The sequence below is a fragment of the Xanthomonas sp. PPL134 genome, assembly GCF_040595915.1.
GTDB classification, from domain to species: Bacteria; Pseudomonadota; Gammaproteobacteria; order Xanthomonadales; family Xanthomonadaceae; genus Xanthomonas_A; species Xanthomonas_A indica.
Genome location: NZ_JAMDLL010000003.1, coordinates 313,946 through 339,586, shown reverse-complemented (window position 1 = coordinate 339,586; position 25,641 = coordinate 313,946). Strand labels below are relative to the sequence as shown.

At 70.9% G+C, this 25,641-nt stretch carries 19 protein-coding genes and 1 tRNA gene; 13 read left to right on the top strand and 7 right to left on the bottom strand.

What is annotated here, in order from left to right; all coding sequences use genetic code 11:
- Positions 1-92 precede the first annotated feature (92 nt).
- Positions 93-2,189, top strand: coding sequence for a glycosyltransferase (locus tag M3U25_RS09335; protein ID WP_355498059.1), 2,097 nt, complete (start codon positions 93-95; stop codon positions 2,187-2,189).
- Positions 2,190-2,408: 219 nt separating this feature from the next.
- On the opposite strand, the gene M3U25_RS09330 is transcribed toward M3U25_RS09335, so the two are convergent.
- Both M3U25_RS09330 and M3U25_RS09325 read right to left on the bottom strand, forming a co-directional pair.
- A complete protein-coding gene (locus M3U25_RS09330; RefSeq protein WP_355498572.1) occupies positions 2,409-3,932 on the bottom strand; it encodes a hypothetical protein in 1,524 nt (507 codons plus the stop codon).
- 122 nt (positions 3,933-4,054) lie between these two features.
- Positions 4,055-6,208 carry a bifunctional (p)ppGpp synthetase/guanosine-3',5'-bis(diphosphate) 3'-pyrophosphohydrolase gene (locus M3U25_RS09325; protein WP_355498062.1) on the bottom strand — a complete coding sequence of 718 codons (2,154 nt, stop codon included), beginning with the start codon at positions 6,206-6,208 and terminating at the stop codon, positions 4,055-4,057.
- Between the two features lie 195 nt (positions 6,209-6,403).
- Here M3U25_RS09325 and pqqA point away from each other — a divergent pair, with 195 nt between their 5' ends.
- The 7 genes from pqqA (at position 6,404) to M3U25_RS09290 (ending at position 12,266) form a co-directional block, all read left to right on the top strand.
- Entirely contained in the window at positions 6,404-6,553 is a 150-nt protein-coding gene (gene pqqA, locus M3U25_RS09320; RefSeq protein ID WP_355588567.1) for a pyrroloquinoline quinone precursor peptide PqqA, read from the top strand.
- A 246-nt stretch (positions 6,554-6,799) separates the two neighbouring features.
- Positions 6,800-7,699 (top strand): pyrroloquinoline quinone biosynthesis protein PqqB, encoded by a 900-nt coding sequence (gene pqqB / locus M3U25_RS09315; protein ID WP_242161115.1) that lies wholly within the window; start codon positions 6,800-6,802, stop codon positions 7,697-7,699.
- A gap of 34 nt (positions 7,700-7,733) precedes the next feature.
- Entirely contained in the window at positions 7,734-8,480 is a 747-nt protein-coding gene (gene pqqC, locus M3U25_RS09310; RefSeq protein WP_242161116.1) for a pyrroloquinoline-quinone synthase PqqC, read from the top strand.
- Positions 8,477-8,755, top strand: coding sequence for a pyrroloquinoline quinone biosynthesis peptide chaperone PqqD (gene pqqD / locus M3U25_RS09305; protein ID WP_242161117.1), 279 nt, complete (start codon positions 8,477-8,479; stop codon positions 8,753-8,755). The genes pqqC and pqqD overlap by 4 nt, the downstream gene beginning before the upstream one ends.
- Positions 8,752-9,870 (top strand): pyrroloquinoline quinone biosynthesis protein PqqE, encoded by a 1,119-nt coding sequence (gene pqqE / locus M3U25_RS09300; RefSeq protein ID WP_242161118.1) that lies wholly within the window; start codon positions 8,752-8,754, stop codon positions 9,868-9,870. The genes pqqD and pqqE overlap by 4 nt, the downstream gene beginning before the upstream one ends.
- Positions 9,871-9,967: 97 nt before the next feature.
- On the top strand, positions 9,968-10,480 hold the full coding sequence (locus tag M3U25_RS09295; protein ID WP_355498069.1) for a hypothetical protein: 513 nt from the start codon (positions 9,968-9,970) through the stop codon (positions 10,478-10,480).
- A 10-nt stretch (positions 10,481-10,490) separates the two neighbouring features.
- Positions 10,491-12,266, top strand: a complete 1,776-nt coding sequence (locus tag M3U25_RS09290) for a chloride channel protein (RefSeq protein WP_355498073.1) — start codon at positions 10,491-10,493, stop codon at positions 12,264-12,266.
- Positions 12,267-12,888: 622 nt separating this feature from the next.
- On the opposite strand, the gene hrpA is transcribed toward M3U25_RS09290, so the two are convergent.
- Positions 12,889-17,025 (bottom strand): ATP-dependent RNA helicase HrpA, encoded by a 4,137-nt coding sequence (gene hrpA, locus M3U25_RS09285; RefSeq protein ID WP_355498076.1) that lies wholly within the window; start codon positions 17,023-17,025, stop codon positions 12,889-12,891.
- A gap of 93 nt (positions 17,026-17,118) precedes the next feature.
- On the opposite strand from hrpA, the gene M3U25_RS09280 reads away from it, so the two are divergent.
- The 4 genes from M3U25_RS09280 (at position 17,119) to M3U25_RS09265 (ending at position 21,764) form a co-directional block, all read left to right on the top strand.
- Entirely contained in the window at positions 17,119-17,685 is a 567-nt protein-coding gene (locus M3U25_RS09280) for a Dps family protein (RefSeq protein WP_355498079.1), read from the top strand.
- A 421-nt stretch (positions 17,686-18,106) separates the two neighbouring features.
- Positions 18,107-19,915: a DNA helicase RecQ gene (gene recQ, locus M3U25_RS09275; RefSeq protein WP_263392568.1), complete on the top strand. Its 1,809-nt coding sequence runs from the start codon at positions 18,107-18,109 to the stop codon at positions 19,913-19,915.
- 148 nt (positions 19,916-20,063) lie between these two features.
- Positions 20,064-20,558 carry a hypothetical protein gene (locus M3U25_RS09270; protein WP_242161124.1) on the top strand — a complete coding sequence of 165 codons (495 nt, stop codon included), beginning with the start codon at positions 20,064-20,066 and terminating at the stop codon, positions 20,556-20,558.
- 579 nt (positions 20,559-21,137) lie between these two features.
- On the top strand, positions 21,138-21,764 hold the full coding sequence (locus M3U25_RS09265) for a TetR/AcrR family transcriptional regulator (RefSeq protein WP_355498084.1): 627 nt from the start codon (positions 21,138-21,140) through the stop codon (positions 21,762-21,764).
- 282 nt (positions 21,765-22,046) lie between these two features.
- On the opposite strand, the gene M3U25_RS09260 is transcribed toward M3U25_RS09265, so the two are convergent.
- A complete protein-coding gene (locus M3U25_RS09260; protein ID WP_355498087.1) occupies positions 22,047-22,958 on the bottom strand; it encodes a LysR family transcriptional regulator ArgP in 912 nt (303 codons plus the stop codon).
- A gap of 105 nt (positions 22,959-23,063) precedes the next feature.
- On the opposite strand from M3U25_RS09260, the gene M3U25_RS09255 reads away from it, so the two are divergent.
- Positions 23,064-23,681: a LysE/ArgO family amino acid transporter gene (locus M3U25_RS09255; RefSeq protein ID WP_355498090.1), complete on the top strand. Its 618-nt coding sequence runs from the start codon at positions 23,064-23,066 to the stop codon at positions 23,679-23,681.
- A 263-nt stretch (positions 23,682-23,944) separates the two neighbouring features.
- Here the strand turns inward: M3U25_RS09255 and M3U25_RS09250 are convergent.
- The 3 genes from M3U25_RS09250 to queE form a co-directional block, all read right to left on the bottom strand.
- Positions 23,945-24,020, bottom strand: a tRNA-Lys gene (locus M3U25_RS09250).
- A 64-nt stretch (positions 24,021-24,084) separates the two neighbouring features.
- Entirely contained in the window at positions 24,085-24,750 is a 666-nt protein-coding gene (queC, locus tag M3U25_RS09245; RefSeq protein WP_026143259.1) for a 7-cyano-7-deazaguanine synthase QueC, read from the bottom strand.
- A gap of 183 nt (positions 24,751-24,933) precedes the next feature.
- Positions 24,934-25,611, bottom strand: coding sequence for a 7-carboxy-7-deazaguanine synthase QueE (gene queE / locus M3U25_RS09240; RefSeq protein ID WP_355498095.1), 678 nt, complete (start codon positions 25,609-25,611; stop codon positions 24,934-24,936).
- Positions 25,612-25,641: the final 30 nt, after the last annotated feature.

Here is a 25,641-nt window from a genome sequence, read left to right as displayed (position 1 = left end):
GGAATGCGAGAATGTAAATTCCGCCGAGTCTAGCGCAGCCCAGCGGGCAGCGCGGCGCGGCGGCCTCTTCGTTTAAGTTGGAGTGGTGCCGGATGTCGATGTCGTGGGCGAATGCGCGCTACGCCCTGAACCGCCTGGCCGGCCTGGTCCGGCGCGGCCTGACCAGCCTGCGCACGCGCGGCTGGCGCAGCACCTGGCAACGCCTGCGCGTGCATGCGCAACCGCTGCCGCCGCCGCAGCGCGCGCTGTTTGCGGTGGCGCCGGCGCCGTTCGCGCCGTTCGCGGTGCCGAACAGTCCGGCGCCCTTGGTCAGCATCGTGATCCCGGTCTACAACCACGTCGACCATACGCTCGCCTGCCTGCGCGCGCTGGCCGCGCATCCGCCAGCCGCCCCTTGCGAGATCCTGGTCATCGACGACGGCAGCAGCGATGCCACCGCGCAGTGGCTGCCGCAGATCGTCGGCCTGCACTACCACGTGCGCGAGCACAACGGCGGCTTCATCGCCACCTGCAACGACGGCGCTGCACGTGCGAAGGGCCGCTACCTGGTGTTCCTCAACAACGACACGGTGCCGCAACCGGGCTGGCTGGACGCGCTGCTGGACACCTTCGCGCAACTGCCGGAGGCCGGCCTGGTCAGCGCGCAACTGCTGTATCCCGACGGCCGCCTGCAGGACGCCGGCGGCGTGGTCTTCGCCGACGGCAGCGCGTGGAGCTACGGCCGCTTCGAGTCGCCCGAGGATCCGCGCTACGCCTACCTGCGCGACGTCGACTACGGCAGCGGCGCGGCGCTGGCGATCGAACGTGCGCGCTTCCTGGCGCTGGGCGGCTTCGATACGCGCTACATGCCGGCGTACTACGAGGACACCGATCTCGCCTTCGCGGTGCGCGCCGCCGGCTTGCGCACGCTGGTGCAACCGGCCAGCCGCGTGGTCCACGACGAAGGCACCAGCAACGGCACCGACACCGGCAGCGGGGTCAAGGCCTACCAGGTGCGCAACCGCGCGGTCTTCGCCGCCAAGTGGGCCGACGTGTTGCCGCGGCACCTGGCGCCGGGCACGGTGCCGACGCCAGCGCTGCTGCACCGCCAGCAGCGCCAGGTGCTGATCCTTGACGAAGCGCTGCCGCAGCCGGACCGCGACTCCGCCTCGCTGCGCCAGCTCAACCTGATCCGCCTGTTGCTGCAGGAAGGCGCCCACGTGGTGTTCGTGCCCAGCGAGCGCAGCTACGCCAGCCGCCACAGCGAGGCCTTGCAGCGGCTGGGTGTGGAGGTATGGCACGCGCCGTACCTGAAGACCCTCACTGGGTTCCTGCAGCAGCACGGCGCGCGCTTCCACAGCGTGCTGCTGGTGCGCCACCACGTCGCCCACGCCTGCCTGCCGCTGCTGCGCCGGTTCGCGCCGCAGGCACGGCGGCTGTTCGATACCGTGGACCTGCACTACCTGCGCGAACGCCGCGGCGCCGAACTCGCCGGCGACGCGCGCCTGCTGCGCGAGGCCGAGCGGACGCGCGCGCGCGAACTGGAGGTGATGGCGCAGGTCGACGTGACCGTGCTGGTCAGCGCGGTCGAACGCGAACAGTTGCAGCGCGAAGCGCCGCAAGTGCGCACGGCGCTGATCTCGAACCTGCACGAGGTCGCCGGTCCCGGCCTGCCGTGGGCGCAGCGCCGCGACCTGGTGTTCGTCGGCGGCTTCCGCCATGCGCCCAACGTGGATGCGGTGCGCTGGTTCCTGCAGGAGGTGTTCCCGGCGGTGCGCCTGCGCTTGCCGGAGGTGCGCTTCCACTGCATCGGTGCGGACATGCCGGAGGACATCCGCCGCCTCGGCGAGGCCACCGCCGGTGTCGAACTGCTCGGCCACGTCCCCGACATCGCCGCCTACATGGACGGCATGCGCATCGCCGTGGCGCCGCTGCGCTTCGGCGCGGGGGTCAAGGGCAAGGTCAACCTGAGCATGGCCCACGGCCAGCCGGTGGTGGCCACCGCCTGCGCGGTGGAAGGCATGCACCTGCGCGATGGCGAGGACGTGCTGATCGCCGACGAGGCCGCAGCATTTGCCGACGCCATCGCGCAGCTGTACGCCGATCCGGCGTTGTGGCAGCGGCTGGCCGACAACGGCCTGCGCAACATCGAGACCCACTTCTCGCTGGACGCTGCGCGCGCCACGGTGCGGGAGGCGTTCCTGGCGTGAGCGGCGGTGGCGCGCCGTTTTCTATCGCGTCGGGACTGACGTCCCTCCCACAACGGTGCCGCGCGCATCGCCGCTGCCTTAGGCCGTGCTGAGCAGATAACGCCCGCGCCGTAAAAAGTTCACGACACATGCGCTGTCCGAGTGCACCTGTGGGAGGGGCTTCAGCCCCGACGCATTGCAGCCTCAGCCAGCAGAAAAGCCTAACCCGTACTGCATGCACTAACGCCCAGGGCTGAGGCTGCGCAGGCGGCGCTCGAACGCGGCCAGTTCCGGGGTGGACGAATCGATCGCGCGGGCGCGCTGCAGCGCCTGCCGCGCAAAGGTGGCATCGCCGCCGCCCAGGCGCTCGTCGCCGACCGCCAGCCAGCGCTGCGCCAGGCGCCGGCGGGCGGTGACCAGGCCGTTGCCGCCCGGGGCCAAGGCGCGCCAGGCGTCGTAGCAGGCGCTTGCCGCCAGCACCCGGTTGCCGCGCATGGCATCGTCGAAACAGCGTCGCAGCGCCGCCAGCACCCGCTGCTCGGCCGCGCGCACCCGCGCGTCGCGCGGTGCCAGGGTCTGTGCCGCGAGCAAGGTGTCGTAGGCGCTGGCGCCGGGCGGGGTGACCCAGTCGCCACGCGCCTCGGCGGCCTGCAGGTCGGCCAGCAGGCGCTGCAGGCGCCGCTCGCGCTCGGCCGGCGACACCCGCGCTTGCGGCGTGGCCTGGCTCTGCCGGGCGCGCTGCAGCGCCTGCTTGGCGTCGGCCACGGCGCGGCTGTCGGGCGCCAGCGCCTGGCCCTTGCGCAGCGCGCGCTCGGCCTCGCCGAAACGGAAATCGGCGGCGGCCCGGCTCGCCTGCAGGGCATAGCCCGCGGCGACCCGCTCCAGGCCGTCGCTGGCGCCCGCCGCATCCGGTACCGCCGCGCGCCACTGCGCGAAGGCGCGCGCTGCCGCGTCCAGGCGCTGCCGACGCAGGGCCTGCTCGGCGTCGTGCTGCAGGCGCTCCAGCGCCCGGTTCAGTTCCGCCTGGGTCTCGGGCAGGTCGACATGGCCGGCGTCGTAACCGCGCGCGCGCTCCACCAGCGCCGCGGCGGCGGCCAGGTCGCCGCGCGCCAGCGCGCTGCGCGCGTGCTGCAGCAGTTCCGACAGCGCATCCTCGCGGCCTTCCAGCGCCGCGGTGCGCTCAGGCGCGAACTCCAGCACCCGCTGGTACAGCGGCAGGGCCGCGTCCGGGCCATCGTCCAGATGCCCGTCGCGGCGCGCCTGCGCCGCCCGCTGCAGCAGTTGATCGATACCGGCATGCGCGGCCTCGCGCGCACGCAACGCCGCCTCGATGCGATCGGCATCGGCGCGCGGTACCTGCAGCGCACGCGCCAGGGCCAACGCCTCGCGCGCCTGCGGATAACGGCCGGCGGCCAGCGCCGCGCGCGCCTGGCCCAGCGCCGCGCGCCCGGTCGCGGCCAGCCCGACGCGCGCCTGCATGCGGTCGCCGTCCAGCGCCAGCGCGGCCTCGAAACGCTCGCGCGCGCCGCTGCCGTCGGCGGCGCTGAGCCGGCCCGCGCGCAGCGCCGCGTGGCCCTGGTCGAGCAATTGCTGGATGCGCGTCTCCGGCCAGATCAGGTCGGCCAGCGGGCGGCGAAACAGCACCAGCGTCGTGCCCAGCACCAGCAGCACCGCCAGCGCCCAGCGCCAGACACGCCGGTCGCGCCACAGCGGCACCGGCCGCGGCCTGCGCTGGGGTTCGTCCCTGACCTGATCTGGCGGCATGCTCACCGCGCAAGCTTAGCGTCGGCCCGATGACGAACAGCTGTGCGTCGCCTCGCCCCCGCCCCGCCGGGGACGGCCAGAGCGGCCGCAGGCACGCCTGCGGCCCCGCGCGGCGCCGGCGCTCAGCCCAGCCGCCGCGCCTCGTGCACGCCCGGCAGCGCGTCGAGCTTGCCGAGCAAGGTGGACAGTTGCCCGTAGTCGCCGACCTTCAGCCGCAGCCGCAGTTGCGCCAGGCCACTGTCGCGCACGTTGTCGCTGTTGATCTCCAGCACGTGCGCCTCTTCCTGGGCGATCAGGTTGGTGATGTCCTTGAGCAACCAGCGCCGGTCCACTGCGCGCACCAGCACGTCGACCTCGTAGCCGCCGCCGGCCTGGCCCCACTCCACCGGCAGCACCCGCTGCGGATGGCTGGCGGCCAGCCGCGCGAAGGCCGCGCAGTCGCTGCGGTGCACGGTGACGCCGCGGGTGCGGGTGAGATACCCGGCGATCGGCTCGCCGGCCACCGGCTGGCAGCAGCGCGCCAGTTGCACCAGCAGATTGCCCACGCCCTGCACGGTGAACTTGGATTTGCCCAGGCCGGTGCGCCGCGCGGTCGGCCGCGGCATGGCCGGCGCGGCCGGCTGCGCCGCGGCGCGCTCGGCCTCGTGCAGCGCGCGCCCGACCTGGCTGGGGCCGACATCGCCCAGCGCGACCTGGATGTACAGCTCCTCCACGCCGTCGGCATGGAACTTCTTCGCCGCCTGCAGCAGGTCGGCCTGCTGCAGGCCCAGGCGCTTGAGTTCGCGCTCCAGCAGTTCCTTGCCGGCCTGCACGTTGCGCGCGCGGTCCAGCTTGTGGAACCAGGCGCGCACCTTGTCGCGCGAGCGCCCGCTGGCCAGGTAACCGTTGGCCGGCAGCAGCCAGTCGCGGCGCGGCTCGGCCTCCTTGCCGGTGAGGATCTCCACGCGGTCGCCGCTGCGCAGCTTGTGGGTCAGCGGCACGATGCGGTTGTTGACCTTGGCGCCGCGGCAGCGGTGCCCGACCATGGTGTGCACGTGGTAGGCGAAGTCCAGCGGCGTGGCGCCCTGCGGCAGGTCGATCACCTCGCCCATCGGGGTCAGCGCATAGACCCGGTCCTCGACCAGCTCGGCGTCCAGCGCACCGGCCAGCCCGCCCTGCTCGCCGTCCTGCGACTGCTCCAGCAGCTGCCGCATCCAGGTGATCTTGCGGTCGAAGGCCTTCTCCGCCCCCTTGCCGCCTTCCTTGTACTTCCAGTGCGCCGCCACGCCCAGCTCGGCCTGCGCGTGCATGTCGTGGGTGCGGATCTGCACCTCGATCGTGCGCCCTTCCGGGCCGACCACCGCGGTGTGCAGCGAGCGGTAGTCGTTGGCCTTGGGCCGGGCGATGTAGTCGTCGAACTCGCTGGGCACCGGCGCCCACAGCGCGTGCACCACGCCCAGCGCGGCGTAGCAGGCGGCGACGTCGTCGACCATCACCCGTACCGCGCGCAGGTCGTACAACTGGTCGAAGGCCAGGCGCTTCTTCTGCATCTTCCGCCAGATGCTGTAGATGTGCTTGGGCCGCCCGCTGATCTCCGCGCGCAGGCCCTGCTCGGCCAGCGCCTTGGACAGGATTTTCTTGACCGCCTCGATGTAGCGCTCGCGCGCCACCCGGCTCTCGTCGACCTCGCGGGCGATGCGCCGGTAGGTGTCCGGCTCCAGGTGCCGGAACGCCAGGTCCTCCAGCTCCCATTTCAGCTGCCAGATGCCCAGGCGATTGGCCAGCGGCGCGTGGATGTCGCGGGTCAGCTGCGCCAGCGCGCGGCGCTGCGCCTCCGGCGCCTTGTCGGCCACGCGCATCTGCGCCAGTTGCCGCGCCAGCAGGATCGGCACCACCCGCAGGTCCTGCACGATCGACAGCAGCAGCCGGCGCAGGCCCTCGCTGTTGCGCCCGGCCTCGCGCCCGGCATGCAGCGCCCACACCTGGTCGGCGGCGTCCTGCGCCTCCAGCAACCCGACCACCGCCTGCGCCCGCGCCGGCGGCGCCACCGGCAGTTGCGGCAACTGCGCGCGCAAGCCCGGCAGGTCGAACAGCACCGCGGCCAGCAGCGCAGCCTCGTCGGCCGACAGCAACGCCAGCGCATCCAGCGTGTCGGCCAGCACCGGCCACGGCAGCCGCGGCGGCTCGGGCTGCGCCTGCCAGGCCTGCAGCAGCGCCGCGCGCAGGGCGGGCGCCAGGGTCGCGGCCGCCGGGCGCTGCAGCAACGCCTCCAGGCCGGAGTGGACGGTGTGGTTCAAGGACGGACGCAGTCGACGAAAACGGGGCCGCCTACACTAACGCGCTTGTGCGCGTTCTCACAATTGCGCCGAGCGCACGCCTGCGCAGCACCACGCGCATACGCACCGCCAGCTCACTGTGACCCGGTTGCGACTTGCCACGCTTTTACCTGAATTTCACAACCGCCCCGACCCCCGCGCCTATGCTCGAACGCGATGGCAACCGCATGCTGTCCTGCATGCGCCGCTGCCGTCGCCCCTGGACCGACTCGAAGAGGAACGCACATGAAGAAGTGGAACAAGCCTGTGATCCGTGAGATCTGCGTCGGTGCGGAAATCAACTGCTACGCCTCCGGCGAGCTCTGACCCGCGCAACCCTCCTTTCCCGCGACCGAAGCGCGACCGGCCGGGGTATGTCTTCCATCCCCGAGCATGCCGCGCCGTGCTTGCGCGCGCCTGTGGCAAGAAAGAGCGAGGACGTGGACATCTGTCCACGCCCGAGCGATGACGCAGCCACGTGCGTGGGCAAACGCGGCCCATCGGGTTGAACCGCCAGGCTCGACGCGGCGTGTTCGGGGATGGGGGGCATCCCCTTATGCCAACGGAGACCGGATGCACCTCATCGTATTGGGATCGGCGGCAGGCGGAGGGCACCCGCAGTGGAACTGCCACACGCCCGCGAGCCAACGCGCGTGGCAGCAACACCCGGGTGCCCAACGCCGTACCCAGGCCAGCATCGCGGTCAGCGTCGACCGCCAGCGCTGGCTGTTGATCAATGCCTCACCGGATTTTCGCCAGCAGGTGCTGGCCACGCCGGCACTGTGGCCGCAGCGCGAGCAGCGCCATTCCCCGATCGAGGCCGTGCTGCTGACCAGCGGCGAGATCGACCATATCGCCGGCCTGCTGTCGATGCGCGAGAGCCAGCGCTTCGACCTGTATGCCAGCGGCCGCGTGCTCGAGTTGCTGGCGCAGAACCCGGTGTTCGACGCGTTGCATCCGGCCTACGTGCACCGCCACCCGTTCGCCCTGGACACGCCGCTGTCGCTGCTGGGGTTGCAGGTCACGCCGTTCGCGGTGCCGGGCAAGGTGCCGCTGTTCATGGAAAGCCGCCACAGCGGCGACCTGGCCGGCTCCGTCGAGGAAACGCTGGGCCTGACCATCGACGACGGCCAGCACCGCGTGCACTACATCCCCGGCTGCGCCGCGCTGACCGATGCCCTGCGCGCGCGGCTGGACGGCGCCGAGTTGGTGTTCTTCGACGGCACGCTGTGGTGCGACGACGAACTGGTGCAACTCGGCGTCAGCGCCAAGACCGGCCAGCGCATGGGCCACATGAGCATCGACGGCGCGGCCGGCACCCTGCGCGCCTTCGCCGATCTGCAGGTGGCGCGCAAGGTCTTCATCCACATCAACACCACCAACCCGATCCTCGACGCCGGTTCCCCGGAGCGCGCCACCGTCGCCGCGCACGGTTGGGACGTGGCCCACGACGGCATGGAGATCGCGCTATGACCCGAACCCCCGTATCGCCTGCGAGGCCGAGCCCGTGAGCGCCTTGCTGAGCCCTGAGCAACTGGAAACCGCGCTGCGCGCGATCGGCGCGCGGCTGTACCACGACCAGCATCCCTTCCACGCGCTGCTGCACAGCGGGCGCCTGAACCGCGGCCAGGTCCAGGCCTGGGCGCTGAACCGCTACGAGTACCAGCGCTGCATCCCGCTCAAGGACGCGGCGATCCTGGCGCGGATGGACGATCCGGCGTTGCGCCGGATCTGGCGCCAACGCATCGTCGACCACGATGGCAGCAGCGACGGCGAAGGCGGCATCGCCCGCTGGCTGCACCTGACCGACGCGCTCGGGCTGGACCGCGACCTGGTGCAGTCCGGCCGCGGCCTGCTGCCCGGCACCCGCTTCGCGGTGCAGGGCTACCTGCACTTCGTGCGCGAGAAGAGCCTGCTGGAGGCCATCGCCTCGTCGCTGACCGAGCTGTTCGCGCCGGGCATCATCAGCCACCGCGTGGCCGGCATGCTGCAGCACTACGACTTCGTTTCGCGCGAGGCGCTGGCGTATTTCGAGCATCGCCTGCACGAAGCCCCGCGCGATTCGGACTTCGCGCTGGACTACGTCAAGCGCCACGCCGACACCGTGGAGAAGCAGCGCCTGGTGCAGGACGCGCTGCGTTTCAAGTGCGGCGTGCTGTGGTCGCAACTGGACGCGTTGCACTTCGCCTACGTGCAGCCGGGTGTGGCCTGGCCGGACGCGTTCGCTCCCGACGCCGCGCAGGCAGCGGCATGAGCACGCTGGACGCTAGCAGCCAGCCGCGGCTCGCCGTTGGCGTGCGCCTGCAGCACGACCGCGCCCGCGACCAATGGGTGCTGCTGGCGCCGGAGCGGGTGATCGAGCTGGACGAGATCGCCCACGCCATCGTCTCGCGCTGCGACGGCACCCGCAGCCTGGCGGCGATCGCCGCGGACCTGGCCACCGAATTCGAGGCCGACCCGACCGAGGTCGAACGCGACGTGCGCGAACTGGCGCAGCAGTTGCACGCCAAGCGGCTGCTGCGCGCATGAGCGCGCCGGTGCCACCGCCGCTGTCGATCCTGCTGGAGCTGACCCACCGCTGCCCGCTGGCCTGCCCGTATTGCTCCAACCCGATCGAACTGGCCGGCCTGCGCGAGGAACTGGACACCGCCGGCTGGCGCTCGGCGCTGGACCAGGCCGCGGCGATGGGCGTGCTGCAGGCGCACTTCTCCGGCGGCGAGCCGATGCTGCGCAAGGACCTGCCCGAGCTGGTCGCGCATGCGCGCGCACTGGGCCTGTACAGCAACCTGATCACCTCCGGCGTGGCCGGCGGCGCGCCGATGCTGGCGGCCCTGGCCGCCGCCGGGCTGGAACACGTGCAGTTGAGCGTCCAGGACGCCGACGCCGCCGGCGCCGACCGCATCGCCGGCTACCGCGACAGCCTGGCGAAGAAACGCGCGTTCGCCGCGGCGGTGCGCGCGCTCGACCTGCCGCTGACGATCAATGCGGTGATCCACCGGCACAACGCCGAACGTGTTCCGGCAATGATCGAGCTGGCGCTGGAGCTCGGCGCCGAGCGCCTGGAAGTGGCCCATACCCAGTACTACGGCTGGGGCCTGCGCAATCGCGCCGCGCTGATGCCCAGCCGCGCGCAGATCGACGCCACCGTGGCCGCGGTGGACGCCGCGCGCCTGCGCCTGCAGGACCGCCTGCACATCGATTTCGTCACCCCCGACTACTACGCGCACCGGCCCAAGGCCTGCATGGGCGGCTGGGGCCAGCGCTTCGTCAACATTTCCCCGCGCGGCGACGTGCTGCCCTGCCACGCCGCCGAGACCCTGCCGGACATGCGCTTCGAGAACCTGCGCACGCGGCCGCTGGCGGCGATCTGGGCAGACGGCGAGGCCTTCGTGCGCTTCCGCGGCAGCGCCTGGATGCCCGAGGTGTGCCAGGGCTGCCCGAAGCGCGAGATCGACTGGGGCGGCTGCCGCTGCCAGGCGCTGGCGCTGAGCGGCGATGCCGCGACCCTGGACCCGGTCTGCGAACGCGCCCCGGCGCACGCGGCACTGCAGGCGCTGGCGCAGCGCGAAGCCGCCGCGCCGGCGCCGGACTTCGTGTACCGGCGGCCGCCACGCGCGGCCGTCGCGCCCGCCGCCGACGACTGAGGCCGGGCGCCGACGCGGCCCCGGGTGCGCCGGCGGGCGGTGCGCCGTCACCGCTTGCGACTACACTACCGCGCATCCCACTGCCCGGATCCCCGCCATGTCCCTTGCGCGTCTCGCCTCCCTGGTCCTGTGCGCGGCGCTCGCCGTATCCGCCGCCCCGGCACTCGCCCAGCGCACCGTCTCCGGCGATCTGCAGACGCAGATGTCGCCGCAGGAGTTCAAGGCCGCCGGGCTGGACAAGCTGTCGCCGCAGGAACTGGCCGCGCTGAACGACTGGCTGCAGGGCAAGGTCGCCAAGGAGACCGCGGTGGCGCTGGAAAAGGCCAAGGAGGAAGGCCGCCGCGAGGTGATCACCAAGAACCGCGGCTTCTTCGACTTCGGCAGCGCCGAGCCGATCGAGAGCACCCTGGTCGGCGAGTTCACCGGCTTCGGCAAGGGCCGCAAGTACGTGCTGGCCAACGGCCAGGAGTGGGAACAGACCGAGGCGGCAAGCCTGTCCAGCGTGCGCCTCACCGCGCCCAAGGTGAAGATCACCCCCGGCATCGCCGGCGTCTGGTACATGCAGGTCGGCACCTACAACACTCGCGCCAAGGTCCGCCGCGTCAAATAGGGTCGCAGCCATGCACCTGCGTCCGCGGCCGGGCCTGGCCGACGCCTCGCACAGCGTCGCCGATGCGCTGCGCCGGCGCCTGCGCGCCAGCGATGTGTGGTTCATCGCCCTGGCCCTGCTGGTCGGCGTGATCGCCGGCCTGCTGACCCTGTTGCAGAGCAGCCTGGCGCACGGCGCGCAGGCTTTGCTGTACGGCCTGGACGCCGACGAGCGGCTCAGCGCCATGTCCGAACTGAGCGTGCAGCAGTTGCTGGTGCTGCCGCTGGGCGGGCTGCTGGTCGGCCTGCTGGGCATGGCCGCGCGCGCGCGCAAGCGCCAGTTGGTCGACGCCGTTGAAGCCAACGCGCTGTACGGCGGGCGCATGTCGATGCGCGACAACCTGATCGTCTCCGTGCAGACCCTGTTCTCCAACGGCGTCGGCGCCTCGGTGGGCCTGGAAGCGGCGTATACGCAGATGGGCGCGGGCACCGGCTCGCACCTGGGCCGGGTGCTGCGCCTGCGCCGCGCCGACATCCGCACCCTGGTCGGCGCCGGCGCCGGCGCGGCCATCGCCGCCGCCTTCGGCGCGCCGCTGGCCGGCGCGTTCTACGCGTTCGAGATCGTCATCGGCGCGTACTCGCCCTCGGCGCTGGCGCCGGTGGCGGTGGCCTCGCTGGGCGCGGTGTTCGTGTCGCAGCTGGCCGGGGTGCAGCCGTACCTGCTGCCGGCGTCGGCGGCCTCGGCGCTGGAGGCGCGCGACTACCTGCTGTATGCGCTGCTCGGCGTGCTCTGCGCGCTGCTGGCGGTCGCGGTGATGCGCCTGATCGGCGCGATCGAACAGGCGATCAACCGCAGTCCGCTGCCGCGCTGGGCGCGCCCGGTGGCCGGTGGCCTGCTGCTGATCCCGCTGGCACTGATCACCCCGCAGGTGCTGTCCTCCGGGCACGGCGCGCTGCACCTGGACCTGACCAGCCCGACCTCGCTGCGCTGGCTCGGCATCCTGTTGCTGCTCAAGTGCCTGGGCTCGGCGATCTCGCTGGGCTTCGGCTTCCGCGGCGGCCTGTTCTTCGCCTCGCTGTTCATGGGCTCGCTGGTCGGTGGGCTGTTCGCCGGCGTGCTGAATCTCGGCAGCGGCATGGCCCTGGTCGACGGCACCGCCGCCTCGCTGGCCGGCATGGCGGCGATGGCCGCCGCCGTGGTCGGCGCGCCGATGACGATGGCGATGCTGGTGCTCGAGGGCACCCACGACTTCGTGCTGGCCAGCGCGGTGATGGTGGCGGTGCTGGTGGCCAACACCATCGTCCGGCAGATCTTCGGCTACTCGTTCTCCACCTGGCGCCTGCACCTGCGCGGCGAAACCATCAAGAGCGCGCGCGACGTGGGTTGGGTCAAGCATCTCAGCGCCGGACGGATGATGCGCAAGGACGTGCATCCGCTGGCCGCCACCACCAGCGTCGCCGAGTTCCGCCGCCGTTTCCCGCTCGGGTCGGGCACCCGCGTGGTGCTGGAGGACGAGAACGGCCACTACGCCGGCCTGGTCACCCTGGCCGCCGCCTATGCCGACGGCGTCAACGCCGACGCGGCCATCGTCGACTACGCCGGCAACCGCGACGTCGCCCTGCCCGCCGACACCGACGTGGTCACCGCCATGCGCCAGTTCGACCTGACCCAGAGCGACGAACTGGCCGTGGTCGACGAACAGGGCAAGGTGCTGGGCGTGCTCAGCGAAAGCTTCGTGCGCAAGCGCTATGCCGAGGAACTGGACAAGCGCCAGCGCGAGCTGATGGGCGAGCGGGTGGATGATTGAGGGCGGGGAGTGGGGAGTGGGGATTCGCAGGACTGCTGGCCCCTGAGAGGTTTAGGGCCGTGATCGCATGTCGTAGGAGCGGCTTCAGCCGCAACGCGTTGGCGCAAAAAGGTCGCGGCTAAAGCCGCTCCTACCCCGCACCGGCAAGATGCTGCTGCGCCGGCGCTTGGCTCCCCGAAAGACGTGCCATTACCGCGCAACTCGCTTGCCCTCCACACGGCGCAACTTTCTTGTGCAAGGGCTTCAGTCCCGACGCTTTTTGCGTCAATGCGTCGGGACTAAAGTCCCTCCCACAACGGTCGCCGTGACCACTCCACGCGGGGCATCTCCCTTTGTGGGAGGGGCTTCAGCCCCGACGCAGTATCGCCAGAGCATCGGGAATGCAGGGCACCTTCAACCATCCCGGGGGCGTACGCGTAGGAGCGGTGTCAGCCGCGACGAGGCCTTGCCGGTAACACCGTGGCGGCTGAAGCCGCTCCTACAGATGCAATGACACGTATGACGAACGCGGGTGATGAAACCTGCCCTGAAATCCCTCCCACAGAACGCTGCAAAAGCGAACGCCGCGGCCACGGGCAGCAGGAACAGCACGGGAATCCTGCCACCAATCCCCAATCCCGAATCACCGCAATTGCGCCACCCGCTGCGCCAGCTTCTTGGCCGAGATGCCGGCGCGGGCACCAAGCTCCTGGGCGAACAGCGACACCCGCAGTTCTTCCAGGTCCCAGCGCAGCGCCTGCCACTCCGGCGTATCTGCGCGTGCAGCCGCGGCCGCGTCGGCCAGTGCGTCGACGAAGGGCTTCAGCTCCAGCATGCGCGCCTGGTCGCGGGCCGGGTCGCGCTTGGCGCGTTCGGCGCGCAGGATCATCGCGCGCAGATAGCGCGGGAACTGCGCCAGCGCGGTAGCCGGGGTCTCGCGCAGGAAGCCCGGATGCAGCAAGGCCGCCAGTTGCGTGCGCAGGTCGTCGAGGTTGCCGCTGGCCCAACCCATCAGCGGCGATTCCAGTTGCGGCTTCAGTTCGGCGGCCGCGCCCATGATCGCCTCGGCCAGCTTCAGCCGTTCCATCGCCTCGCCGAACAGCTGCCTGGCGGCAGCGTCGCGGCGCTGGGCGAAGCTGTCCGCGTCGCGGATCGCCTCCAGCCCCTGCTCCAGCAGCGCGTTCAACGCCGCCTCCACCAGGTCGCCGCGCAGGCGCTCCTGCGACTCGATCGCCGCATACAGCAGCCCGGTCTTGGGCGACACCGGCAACTGCTTTCGCGCCTGCTTGACCTTGTCGGCCAGGCCGATCTCCAGCAGCCGGCGCACGCCGCGCGGATGCGCGGACTCGGCCTGCGCACGGTCGGCGAAGATGCGCAGCGCGGCGCTGTCGCCCTCGTCCACCAGCGCCGGATACGCCGGCACGCCGGCTTCGCCCGGCACCTGCAGCGGAATCGGCGTGGCCGGGAATTCGCGCAGCCCGGTCGCGGCCATGGCACGGCCGGCGCGCGCGGCAAAGGCCTGCCCGGCACGTTCGCCGAAACGCGCACGCAGCGCGTCCAGGTCGCGCGATTCGGCCAGCACCTTGCCGGCATCGTCGCGCAGGCGCAGGTTCATGCGCAGATGCGGCTCCAGCGTGCTCTCGTCGAACTCCAGCGCACTGAGCGGCGCGCCGGTGGCACGCTGCAGGAAGCGCGCCAACTCGCCACGCATGTCGTCGGCGCTGGGCTGCGGGAATGCCTCGTAGAACGCACGGGCGAAGTCCGGCGCCGGCACGTAGTTGCGGCGCAGCGCCTTGGGCAGGCTGCGGATCAGCGCCGCGGCCTTGTCGGTCACGAAGCCGGGCGCCAGCCACGACAGCCGTGCCGGGTCGAGCGCGTTGAGCAGGTGCACCGGCACCTCCAGGGTCACGCCATCGTCGGCCGCGCCCGGTTCGAACCGGTACTGCAGCGGCAGCCGCGCATCGCCCAGCGGGAAGTACTTGGGATAGCGCTCGGCCTCGCTGCCCTCGCCCGGCAGCAGGTCGGCCAGCGACCAGTGCAGCGCGCGCCGCTGCTCCGGCGCCAGCGCCTTCCACCAGGCATCCAGGCCGGAGGCGGAATGGATCTCGCCGGGAATCCGGTCCAGGTACCAGCGCGCCTGCCAGTCCTCGTCGGCGACGATGCCGGCGCGGCGCAGCTTGGCCTCTTCCTCGTGCGCCTGCGCCAGCACCTTCTGGTTGTCGGCGACGAAGCTGGCTCGGGTGTTGATCTCGCCCGGCACCAGGCCCTGGCGCACGAACAACTCGTGCGCACCCGGCGGATCGATGCGGCCGTAGTGCACCGGCTTCTTCGGCGCCAGCACCAGCCCGAACAGGCTGATCTGCTCGGAGGCCAGCACCTGCCCCTGCGCGCGCGACCAGTGCGGATCGAAATGCTTGCGGGCGAGCAGGTGCGGCAACTCGGCGATCACCCAATCCGGCTCGATCGCGGCGTTGGTCAGGCCCCAAACCTTCTGCGTGTCCAGCAACGTCGCCGGCAGCACCCACGGCGGCGGCTTGCGCGCCAGCGCCGAGCCGGGGAACAGCAGGAAACGGCGCTGCCGCGGCGCCTGGAAATCGCCCTTCTCGGTGCGGTGGCCGACCTGGGTCGGCAGGCCGGCCAGCAACGCGCGGTGCAGCGCCTGGTAGGCCGCGGCGCGCTCGCGCTCGCTGGCGCGCGGCGCCTCGCCCGACTCGGCGGGCGCCGGTGGCGGGGCCTGGGCCGCCGGTGCGGGCGTGGCCGGCGTGCCGGTGCCACGGCCTTCGCGGGCCAGGCGCGCGGCGCGGTGCAGCTGCCCGCGGGTCGCGCGCGCCGCGGTCTCGGCATCGCGCGCCGGCGCGGGCGCGGAAGCGCCGGCCAGCAGCGGCCGCAGGGAGGCCTCCTCCGGCTCCTCGGTCCAGCCCAGTTCCGCGCACAGCAGATGCAACTGGCGGTGCAGTTCGCGCCACTCGCGCATCCGCAGGAAGCCGAGGAAATGCCGCCCGCACCAGTCGCGCAGCTTGGATTGGGTCAGCTCCTCGTGCGCCTGCCGGTAGCCGTCCCACAGGCGCAGGATGCCGACGAATTCCGAGCGCGCGTCGGCGAACCTGGCATGTGCGTTGTCGGCCGCCTCGCGCGCCTCCGGCGGGCGCTCGCGCGGGTCCTGGATGCCCAGGAACGCGGCGATCACCAGCATCGGCCGCAGGCAGCCATGCTGCTGCGCCGCCACCAGCATCCGCGCCAGCTTCACGTCCACCGGCAGCCGCGCCATTTTGCGGCCGATCTCGGTGAGCTTGCGCAGGCCGTGGCGGTCCGGCTCGCCGACCGCGCCCAGTTCCACCAGTTGCTGCCAGCCGTCGGCCACCGCACGCTCGTCCGGCGGCTCCAGGAACGGGAAATCCTCGATCCGTCCCAGCCCCAGCTGCAGCATGCGCAGGATCACCCCGGCCAGGCTGGAGCGGCGGATCTCCGGATCGGTGAACGCCGGCCGCGCCTGGAAATCCGCCTCGGCGTAGAGCCGGTAGCAGATGCCTTCGGCGATGCGGCCGCAGCGGCCCTTGCGCTGGTTGGCGCTGGCCTGCGAGATCGGCTCGATGTGCAGGCGGTCGAGCTTCTGCCGCGGGCTGTAGCGCTTGACCCGCGCGTAGCCGGGATCGACCACGTAGCGGATCCGCGGCACCGTCAGCGAGGTTTCGGCGACGTTGGTGGCCAGCACCAGGCGCCGCCGCGGGCCGGGGTTGAACACCCGGTCCTGATCGGCGTTGGAGAGCCGCGCGTACAGCGGCAGCACCTCGGTCTCGCGGTACTTGCGCCGTTCCAGCGCATGGTGCGCATCGCGGATCTCGCGCTCGCCGGGCAGGAACACCAGCACGTCGCCGCGCGGATCCAGCCGGGTGATGTCGTCGATCGCCGCCACGATCGCCTGGTTGACCGTTCGGTCGCCGGCGTTGTCGCCACTCTCGGCGTCGGCCTCCTCGCCGCCCGCCTCCTCGAGCGGCCTGTAGCGCACCTCTACCGGATAGGTGCGGCCTTCCACGCTGATCACCGGCGCATCGTCGAAATGCGCGGCGAAGCGCGCGGTGTCGATCGTCGCCGAGGTCACGATGACCTTCAGATCCGGGCGCTTGCGCAGCAGCTGCTTCAGATAGCCGAGCAGGAAATCGATGTTGAGGCTGCGCTCGTGCGCCTCGTCCACGATGATCGTGTCGTAGCTGGACAGCCAGCGGTCGCTGGCGATCTCGGCCAGCAGGATGCCGTCGGTCATGAACTTGATGCGGGTCTGCTCGCCGACGCGGTCGTTGAAGCGCACCTGGAAGCCCACCGTCTCGCCCACTGGCGTGCGCAGCTCCTCGGCCACACGGCTGGCCACCGCGCGCGCGGCGATGCGCCGCGGCTGGGTGCAGCCGATCATGCCGGCGGCGCCGCGACCGGCGGCCAGGCACAGCTTCGGCAACTGCGTGGTCTTGCCCGAGCCGGTCTCGCCGGCGATCACCACCACCTGGTGGTCGCGGATCAGCGCCACGATGCGCTCTGCCTCGCGCGCGATCGGCAACTGTGGATCCAGGATGATCGCCGGCTGCTGCGCCGCGCGCGCGGCGCAACGCGCCTGCGACGCCTGCAGCGCCTGCTCGAACGTGGCCTCCAGCGCGGCATTGCCGGGCGCGGCCTGCCAGCGCGACCATAGGCCCAGCAGGCGGCCGCGGTCGCGGGTCAGCGCGCCGTCGATCGCGGCGCGACGTTCGCGCAGGCGTGCCGGTACGGAGGGTTTTTCGATAGCGTTCATCAATCGGATGCCATTGAACGTTGAATCACAGCACATGCTTTAGTCTGTCTATTGTGACGCCATCTCATCCGTAACCCCCAGGAGGAACTTCCCATGGCCAAGAGCAAGACCCCCGGCAAGACCAAGAACTCCGCCAGCAAGGCCATCGCCGGCCAGCCGCTGGCCGGGCTGGCGCCGTCTGCGCCCAACATCGATATCGGGATCGGCGGCGGGGATCGCAAGAAGATCGCCGACGGCCTGTCGCACTACATGGCCGACGCCTTCACCCTGTACCTGAAGACCCACAACTTCCACTGGAACGTGACCGGGTCGATGTTCAACTCGCTGCACCTGATGTTCGAGACCCAGTACACCGAGCAGTGGGCGGCGCTGGACGACGTCGCCGAGCGCATTCGCGCCCTGGGCTTCAACGCCCCCGGTTCGTACAAGGAATACGCGGCGCTGACCTCGATTCCGGAAGAGGAAGGCCTCAGCGACAGCGCCGACTGGCGCGAGATGGTGCGCCAGCTGGTGGTCGGCAACGAAGCGGTGTGCCGCACCGCGCGCAAGGTGCTCAAGACCGCCGACGACGCCGGCGACGACCCGTCGGTGGACCTGCTGACCCAGCGCCTGCAGACCCACGAGAAGTACGCCTGGATGCTGCGCTCGCTGCTGCAGTAAGGGATGCCGCCCTGCCTGCCTGGCAGGCAGGGCGCGCCGCTAGGTCGGGCGACGCCACGTGCGCTCCGCCGCGCGAATTGGGCGGCAATGCATGCCGATCGCTGCCTCGTCACGCCTGGCTCCCGTTTAGGAACTGCTTCTTGTAGGAGCGGCTTCAGCCGCGACCAACGCTCAGGACAAGGCCCGGTCGCGGCTGATTCCGAAAGAAGACAGGCGCCGCTGCTACCGGGACCTGCGAGGCGCCAGCCGGGTGCATTGTAGGGGGACTTCAGCCCCGACGCCTTGCAAGGTCGGCCAGGCAAGCTTGGTTCGTCATCGCCGCACTAGCCGTGAGTCCTACAGCACGCCGCACCTTCGCCTGATACCCGCCTGCGGACATCCGGAAGGCAACCGCCCTTGCGCGGCGCGGTATCCTACACAGATGTCTTCCCCCGCCCACGCCTTGCTCAGCCGCGTCTTCGGCTACGACCAGTTCCGCGGCCTGCAACAGGACATTGTCGAACACGTCGCCGCCGGTCACGATGCGCTGGTGCTGATGCCCACCGGCGGCGGCAAGTCGCTGTGCTACCAGATCCCCTCGCTGCTGCGCGACGGCACCGGCATCGTGATTTCGCCGCTGATCGCGCTGATGCAGGACCAGGTCGAGGCGCTGCGCCAGCTCGGCGTACGGGCCGAATACCTCAACTCCACCCTGGACGGCGAGACCGCGCAGCGGGTCGAGCGTGCCCTGCTGGCCGGCGAGCTGGACCTGCTCTACGTCGCCCCGGAACGGCTGCTGACCCCGCGCTTCCTGTCGCTGATCGAGCGCAGCCGCATCGCCCTGTTCGCCATCGACGAGGCGCACTGCGTGTCGCAGTGGGGCCACGACTTCCGCCCCGAGTACCGCCAGCTCACCGTGCTGCACGAGCGCTGGCCGCAGACCCCGCGCATCGCCCTCACCGCCACCGCCGATCCGCCGACCCAGCGCGAGATCGCCGAGCGCCTGGACCTGGCGCAGGCCCGCCACTTCGTCAGCTCCTTCGACCGCCCCAACATCCGCTACACCGTGGTGCAGAAGGACAATGCGCGGCGCCAGTTGCTGGACTTCCTGCGCGCGCACCGCGGCAGCGCCGGCATCGTCTACTGCATGTCGCGGCGCAAGGTCGAGGAGACCGCCGACTTCCTGGCCCGCGAAGGCCTCAACGCCCTGCCCTACCACGCCGGCCTGCCGGCCGAGGTGCGCGCCGACAACCAGCGCCGCTTCCTGCGCGAGGACGGCATCGTGATGTGCGCCACCATCGCCTTCGGCATGGGCATCGACAAGCCCGACGTGCGCTTTGTCGCCCATACCGACCTGCCCAAGTCGCTGGAGGGCTACTACCAGGAGACCGGCCGCGCCGGCCGCGACGGCGAGGCCGCCGAGGCCTGGCTGTGCTACGGCCTGGGCGACGTGGTGCTGCTCAAGCAGATGATCGAGCAGGGCGAGGCCGGCGAAGAGCGCAAGCGCGTGGAACGGCGCAAGCTCGACCAGTTGCTGGGCTACTGCGAATCGATGCAGTGCCGCCGCCAGGTGCTGCTGGCCGGCTTCGGCGAGACCTATCCGCAACCCTGCGGCAACTGCGACAACTGCCTGCAGCCGGCCGACGCCTGGGACGCCACGGTGGCCGTGCAGAAGGCGCTGAGCTGCGTGTACCGCAGCGGCCAGCGCTTCGGCGTCGGCCACCTGATCGACATCCTGCGCGGCAACGAAGGCGAGAAGATCAAGCAGTTCGGCCACGACCAGCTCAGCACCTACGGCATCGGCAAGGACCTGGACGCGCGCGCCTGGCGCGGCGTGTTCCGGCAACTGGTCGCCACCGGCCTGCTGGAAGTGGACAGCGACGCCTACGGCGGCCTGCGCCTCACCGACGCCAGCCGCCAGGTGCTCAAGGGCGAACGCAAGATCATGATGCGCCGCGAACTGCCCAGCCGCGGTCGCGAACGCGGCGACCGCAGCGGCAGCCCGCGCACCGGCGTGCCGGTGCAGGCGCAGGACCTGCCCCTGTTCAACGCCCTGCGCGACCTGCGCGCCGGCCTGGCCAAGGAGCAGAACGTGCCGGCCTTCGTGATCTTCCACGACAGCACCTTGCGCAACATCGCCGAGCAGCGCCCGAGCAGCCTGGACGAGCTGGCGCGGGTCGGTGGCATCGGCGGCAGCAAGCTGGCCCGCTATGGCCAGCAATTGCTGGACGTGGTGCACGCGCAGGGCTGAGCCGCGGCACCGGTGCCCGCAGCGTCGGCGCGCCGCCGCACGCCGCGCGGCACCGACAGGCCGGGTTCAACGTGGTATTGATAGCGTCAGCGTCATGGCGGAGCGTTCCATCGGCCCCGCCCGGCCCCTTTCTCCTGGCGGATGCCCGATGAACCGCAGCCTCCTTCTCCTCGTCTGCACCCTGCTTGCCGGCCCGGCCCTGGCCCAGACCGCCGATGCCACCGGCGACAGCGAGGCGGCCAAGCGCAAACTCGACCTGAGCGTGCCGCAGCAGCCGATCACCTATGCCGATCCCGGCACCAAGGCCGATCCGCCGGGTGCCTATTACGGCGACACCAGCGGTACTTCGGCCTCGGCACAGAAGGCCGCGGCAGCGCAGGCGCGCGCCGAGGCCCTGCAGGCGCAGGCCGACCGCTGCAACGGCGACGTGCACGGCAGCGTCGCCACCGGCATCGGCTATTCCACGCATGGCGGCAACAGCAACTACCAGGCCGCCAATCTGAACATGTGCAAGACCTCGTACACCGACGACGGCAAGCCGCGGCAGATGGGCATCAGCATCAGCGTCGGCCGCGGCGATGGTCCGGTATTCGGCCGCGGCTACTACCCCGGCGCCTACGGCCCGCCGCCGTTCGGCTGGTAAGCGCGGCGACGCACGAGCAGCGCCAAACACAACAACCCGCTGCCGCCGCGATCGAACCTCGTAGGAGCGGCTTCAGCCGCGACGGGGCGTTCCCGGCAAGCCGGTCGCGGCTGAAGCCGTTCCTACCGCACACTTCCCCAAATTGCTGGCAGTGCCGCCAATCGCCCAGGTGCGTATGGACGCAGCCTGAGGTTCTCCGGCAGCCACGCGCCCCCCATTCCCCACAGTCGCCGCACTGCGCAGTACGTCGTGTCGTGCTAGCAACGCTGAGTCCGCCCCGCGCCTGCTCATGCTCCTGTGCAGGCAGACGCCCCCGATCATGCGGACATGCCAGCGGCGCTCTTTGCCAGCGCGAAGCGCGCACCAGCGCACCCATTCAAGAGTGCTGCCGTCACGCTCGTGGCAACAGGATCGACCGACGCGCCACCGCACGCGCGGCAACGACGCATCGCGTCTACAATCGCGCTGCACCGGCGTCTGCGCGTGCGACGGCGACACGCCCAGCAGCATGCGCCTCGCCGGTCGGCACCAGGCCGCCTTCCTCCTTCATGTGGCACCGCTTCCCCCCGAGCTCACGCCATGTCCAACGTAGTCCGGCTGCACAGCGCCCGCGAACGCGAGCAGCGCCTGCACGATGACGTCCTCGATGCGGCCGAACGCTGCATCGTCGAGAACGGCCTCGGCGCCACCACCTTCGAACTGATCGCCGGGACCGCCGACGTGCCCAGCAGCGCGGTGCGCCGGCAATTCGACGACAAGCGCAGCCTGGTCCAGGCGCTGATGGAACGCGGCTACGAGCGCGCGATCCGCACGATGTGGCTGCTGCAGCCACCGCCGCACCAGGACGCCACCGCCTTCATCGCCGGGGCGTTGGAAGAGTGGCTGGTCGCCGACGCCAACCAGCGGCGGCGGCGCCTGGACCTGGAAATGGACCTGGCCGCGGCACGCGATCCCGAACTGGCGCAGTACGCGCGCCGGCTCAACGTGTCCCTGGTGCAGAACCTGGGCGACCTGCTGCGGCGCATGCTGCGCGACCATGGCTGGAGCGGCGGCGAGGCGGAATTCCAGGCCCGCGTCTATGCGGTCGCGGCGATGTGCGGCGGTCTGCACATGATGATGACCACCGGCTTGGAGCTCAACCGCATGCACCTACAGTTGATCCTCAGCGAGAGCCTGGCCGGGATCTTCAGTACGGCGCGCGCGTAACGCGGCCCGGGGTCGCCTGACGTGCGCGCCTCACGCGTACACGTCGCGGGATGCTGATGAACACCCGGCATGCCAAGCGGATGCCACGCTCAGTTGGGATCGCATGCACCGTGCATGGTCGAGCGCCACTGTTGCATGCGCCTCGAACGAGGTGGGTGAGCTCGCGGGACAGCCGCGCCATCGGCACCGCATGCCATCCGATCCAGCGTGACACGCGAACACGATCTCCGCGGCACCCAGACCGCAACCGCGTCCGCGCGCGGCCCGCACCTTCGCAACACGTCAGTGCGCAAGCACCGACCACCCCTGCATGCGCTGTGCCGCGCTGCGCATGGCCTGGCCGATGTGCTGCAAGGTCCTGGAACGGACCGCAACGTGCTGCCAGTACAGCGGCACGTCGAGCCAGCGCTGCGGATCGACGACGACGATCTGCTGCTGGCGCAGGGCGGCTGCAAGCATCTGCTCCGGCGCCAGGCACCAGCCCAGTCCACGCGCGGCCGCCTCGACGAAGCCGATGGAGGTCGGCAGATAGTGGATCGGCGGGCTCAGCCGCGAGCGGGTGATACGGCGCACGAAGCGCGCCTGCAGTGCGTCCTTGCGGTTGTAGACGATCATCGGGGCGCGCGCCAGCGCCACCGCATCCAGACCATCGGCAAAGTACTGGGCGAAAAAGGCCGGCGAGGCGATCGCACGGTAGCGCATCGCACCCAGCGGCAGCACATTGCAGCCCTGCAAGGCCTTGCCGACGGAGGTGACGGCTCCGAGCACCGCACCACTGCGCAGCAACTCCAGTGTGTGGTCCTGGTCGTCCACGCGGATGTCGAACAGGAACCCGTGCGCGTCGTGCAGGGCCGCCAACGCGTCCAGGAACCAGGTCTGCAGCGAGTCGTCGTTCACCGCGATGGCGATGCTGCGCGCCACGGCGCTGCCGGTGGGCGCTGGCAGCAAGTCGGCCACCGCCTCGGCTTCCAGCGCCTGCATCGGCCGCACGCTGCGCAGCAGGCGCTCGCCGGCCGGTGTCGGCCGGCAGGGAGCCTGGCGCACGATCAGCACCTGGCCGAGCCGGTCTTCCAGTGCCTTGATCCGCTGCGACACTGCCGACGGCGTCAACGCCAGGCGGCGCGCGGCGGCCTCGAAACTTCCTTCTTCCAGCACGGCGGCGAAGGCGGACAGTTGGGGATGAAGCAGATCCATGGCAACGACGCAGATTAGAAACGCTTCACAGCGTACAGAAAAACGAGTTTGGCTAATGCGGGCGGCGCGTGCAGCATGCTCGCCCCACCCACCAGGACCTTGCGCATGTGGCTGCACGCACTGTTGGCCGGCCTCGTCGCCGGCGCCGGCCTGATCGTCGCCATCGGCGCGCAGAACGCCTTCGTGCTGCGCCAGGGACTGCAGCGTCGGCACGTCGGCCTGGTCGTGGCCGTGTGCGCCGCCAGCGACATTGCGCTGATCGTCCTCGGCGTGTCGGGCATCGGCGCCGTGGTGGATGCCTGGCCAGGCGTGCTGCAGGGATTGCGTTTCGGCGGCGCGGCCTTCCTCGGCGCATACGCGCTGCTGGCGGCGCGCCGCGCCTGGCGCGGCAGCGGCGGCCTGCTGGCGCAAGGCCAGGACCAGCAAAGCTGGCGACGCGCCCTGCTGACCTGCCTGGCCTTCACCTTCCTCAACCCGCACGTGTACCTGGACACCATGGTGCTGTTGGGCAGCCTCTCGACCCGTTACCCGGGACAACTGCGCTGGGCGTTCGCACTCGGCGCCTGCTTGGCCAGCGTGACCTGGTTCTGCAGCCTCGGCTACGGCGCGCGGCTGCTGCAGCCGGTGTTCCGCAAGCCCGCTGCGTGGCGCTTGCTGGATGCGGCAGTCGCGCTGTTCATGCTGGGACTGTGCCTGTCGTTGCTCCTGCAGCCCTTGGCATGAGCGATCGGCCGCCCGCGCGGCTACGCCGCCGCACCAGGCGGCCAGACGCACATCTGCTTTGCCCACGTGACGCAGTCCTCAGGCATCAAGGCAGTCCCGGTTCCCATGACTGGAACGCCTGTAACAACAACACGGATGCGGCGTAACAGCCCTAAGACCACGCAGCGGCGACCGTGGCACCAGCGAAACTGCCGTTAATTTCAGGAGTGATGTCAGTAGCCGGCGAAAAACACCAAGGGCGACGCCTAACGCGTGGATCGAAGTGGTGGGCCGTGATGGATTCGAACCATCGACCAAAAGATTAAAAGTCTTCTGCTCTACCGACTGAGCTAACGGCCCAAAACAAGACCCCGGCGTTGCACCGGGGCGCGTAGTCTACCCCAGCACGGGGCGTTTCGCGAAATCAGGCGTAGCGGGTCGGGTCGGCGACGCCTGCGTCGGCGAAACCGGCCGCGCGCAGGCGGCAGGCGTCGCAATGGCCGCAGGCGCGGCCGGCGTCGTCGGCGCGGTAGCAGGACACGGTCAGGCCGAAATCCACGCCCAGGCGCACGCCCTCGCGCACGATGTCCGCCTTGCTCATGTGCTGCAACGGCGCATGCACGCGCAGCCCGGCGCCCTCCACCCCGGCCTTGGTCGCCAGGTTGGCCAGGGTCTGGAACGCGTCGATGAACTCGGGGCGGCAGTCGGGATAGCCGGAGTAGTCCACGGCGTTGACCCCGCAGAAGATGTCGGCCGCGCCCAGCACCTCGGCCCAGCCCAATGCCACCGACAACATGATGGTGTTGCGCGCCGGCACGTAGGTGACCGGGATGCCGTCGCCGCCGGCGTCCGGCACCTCGATGTCGTCGGTCAGCGCGGAGCCGCCGATGCTGCGCAGGTCGACGTTGACGGTCTTGTGCGCCACCGCGCCCAGCGCCGAGGCGACGCGCGCGGCCGCATCCAGTTCGGAGGTGTGGCGCTGGCCGTAGCGCACGCTCAGGGCATGCACCGCGAAACCCTGCGCACGGGCGATGGCGACGACGACGGCGGAGTCCATGCCACCGGAGAGAAGGACGACGGCGTTTTTCATCTGGGTGCTGGGAGTGGGGAGTGGGGAAACGGGAATGGGAAGAGCGTAGCAGCCGAGCCGGACCGGGAAGATCGAAGATCTTCGAGAAGAGAAAGCGGATCAGGTAGAGCCACGCCGACCGTGCGGCGCTCTTCCGATTCCCGTTTCTCCATTCCCGATTCCCAGCTGCGCGCCAGCGCTCAGCTACCGCCCCGGCTCGTCGTTCCACAGCAGCTTGTGCAACTGCATCTGGAACCGCACCGGCAGGCGGTCGGCGACGATCCAGTCGGCCAGGTCGCGCGCGCTCAGTTCGCTCTTGCTGGGCGAGAACCAGACCGTGCAGCGCGTCTGGAGCCGGTGTTCGGCGACCACCGCACGCGCCCATTCGTAGTCGGCGCGGCCGCACAGCACGAACTTGATCTGGTCGCGCGCGGTCAGCAGCGGCAGGTTCTCCCAGCGGTTGCGGTGCGCCTCCTGCGACGCCGGGGTCTTGATGTCGACCACCCGCGACACCCGCGGGTCGACCTCGGCGATATCCAGCGCGCCGGAAGTCTCCAGCGAGACGTCGTAGCCGGCATCGCACAGGCGCTGCAGCAGCTGCAGGCAGCGCTTCTGCGCCAGCGGCTCGCCGCCGGTGACGCAGACGTGGCGCACGCCGTGGCGCGCCACCTCTTCCAGGATCGCGTCGATGTCCCACCATTGCCCGCCGTGGAAGGCGTAGGCGGTGTCGCAGTAACTGCAGCGCAACGGGCAACCGGTCAGGCGCACGAACACGGTGGGCCAGCCGGCGCTCTCGGCCTCGCCCTGCAGCGACAGGAAGATCTCCGTCAGCTTCAGGCGGGGCAGCGGGCTTTGGACGATATCGCTGGGAACGGCGGCCATGGCGGGAGAAGAGTGCTCCCGCGACGGCGG